Genomic DNA, 1,719 nt, shown 5'->3' with positions numbered 1-1,719 from the left:
GGCCGATCGCGTCGATCAACTTCGTCACCGCGCACGACGGGTTCACCCTGCACGACCTGGTGTCCTACAACGAGAAGCGCAACGACGCCAACGGCGAGGAGAACCGGGACGGCGAGAGCCACAACCGGTCCTGGAACTGCGGCGCCGAGGGGCCGAGCGACGACCCGGCGATCACCGCGCTGCGCGACCGGCAGAAGCGGAACTTCCTCGCCACGCTGCTGCTCAGCCAGGGCGTGCCGATGCTGGCACACGGCGACGAGCGCGACCGTACCCAGCAGGGCAACAACAACGTGTACGCCCAGGACAACGAGCTCAGCTGGGTGGACTGGACGGCCGGCGAGCAGCACGACGTGCTGACCGCGTTCACCCGGGGCCTGACCCGGCTGCGGGCCGAGCACCCGATCTTCCGGCGCCGGCGGTTCTTCACCGACGCGCCGGCCGGGGACGCACACCTGCCCGGGATCGCCTGGCTGCGCGTGGACGGGGAGCCGATGTCCGAAAGTGACTGGGACGCGGTGGACGTTCGTACCCTCGCGGTGTTCCTCAACGGGGAGGGCATCCGGGAGGTGGACGCGCTCGGTGAGCGGATCGCGGACGACTCGTTCCTGATGCTGTTCAACGCGTCGGCGCAGGACGTGGTGTTCACCCTGCCGCACGCCGGATACGGCGAGCGCTGGCAGACCGTGGTGGACACCGCCGATCCGCTGCTGGCCTCCGCGCCGAGCGGCTCCGGCTCCGCTGTCGGCTCCGGCTCCACTGTCGAGGCCAAGGAGAGCGTGCCCACGATCGCGCACAGCGTGCGGGTGCTGCGGCGCCGGGGCTGACCGGCCCGTCGATCCTGGACATGGACCGGGTGCTGGCCGAGATCTACTTCTGGGGCCGCTCGGGGGATTGACGTCCATCAGTCGTCGTCGAGGGGCTCGCCGTATTCGTTCAGCCGCGGCGGCGGGCCCGGCGTGGCGGGCGGCGGCGTTCCGGGCGGCACTGACGTGGCGGGCGGCGGTGTGCCGGGCGGCGCCGATGTGGTGTCGGCTGCGGTGGTGTCGGCCGGGACCGAGGCGGTGGCTGCGGCGGGGACCGGCGCGGGGCCCGGCTCCAGGGCGGCGTTCAGGGCGGCCAGGATCGCGTCGACCCGGGGGCGCAGCAGGCGCCAGTCACGGCCGGCGGCGACCGCCTCGTTCTCCGCGTCGACCGCGATGACCAGGTCCTCCACCATGGTCGCGAGCTGGCTCGCATACGCCTGGCGTTCGGCGTCCGGCGCGCGCTCGGCGAGCGCGGCCCAGCGGACCTCGACCGCGGCGAGGTCGTCGCGGGCCGGCGGCCAGGCCAGGCCGCGCTGCCCGGCGTCCGGCGCGGTCAGCACCCGGGGCAGGCGGATCCCGATCCCGGCGCGGGTCTCCCCGGACAGCCCCCGGGCCTCGGCGTCCCAGCCGGCGAACCGGCGGGAGCGCGCGTTCAGCAGCAACGCCAGCAGCGCGGTGAGCAGCCCGAGCAGGAGCAGCCAGCCCCAGGCCCCGATGCCGGTGTCGTCGTCGGCGACCGGGACGGCCGCCACCGCGCTGGTGGGCTCGTCGGTCCGGGTCGGTTCGTCGGTCGGCGTCGGCTCCTGGGTCCGGGTGGGCTCCTCGGTCGGGGTGGGTTCCTGGGTCCGGGTGGGCTCCTCGGTCCGGGAGGGTTCCTGGGTCCGGGTCGGCTCCCCGGTCCGGGTGGGTTCCTGGG

2 pseudogenes are annotated in these 1,719 nt (G+C 74.3%); one reads left to right on the top strand and one right to left on the bottom strand.

Annotated features, from left to right (window positions below):
- Positions 1–824: pseudogene (locus ADL15_RS54135) on the top strand (glycogen debranching enzyme); the annotation flags it as partial.
- Between the two features lie 77 nt (positions 825–901).
- On the opposite strand, the pseudogene ADL15_RS54130 reads toward ADL15_RS54135, so the two are convergent.
- Positions 902–1,719, bottom strand: a pseudogene (locus ADL15_RS54130) (hypothetical protein); the annotation flags it as partial.

The sequence above is a fragment of the Actinoplanes awajinensis subsp. mycoplanecinus genome (assembly GCF_001509495.1).
In the GTDB taxonomy this organism is placed as follows: domain Bacteria; phylum Actinomycetota; class Actinomycetes; order Mycobacteriales; family Micromonosporaceae; genus Actinoplanes; species Actinoplanes palleronii.
Note: the sequence above shows the minus strand (reverse complement) of the source record. Positions and strands in the feature narration are given on the sequence as shown.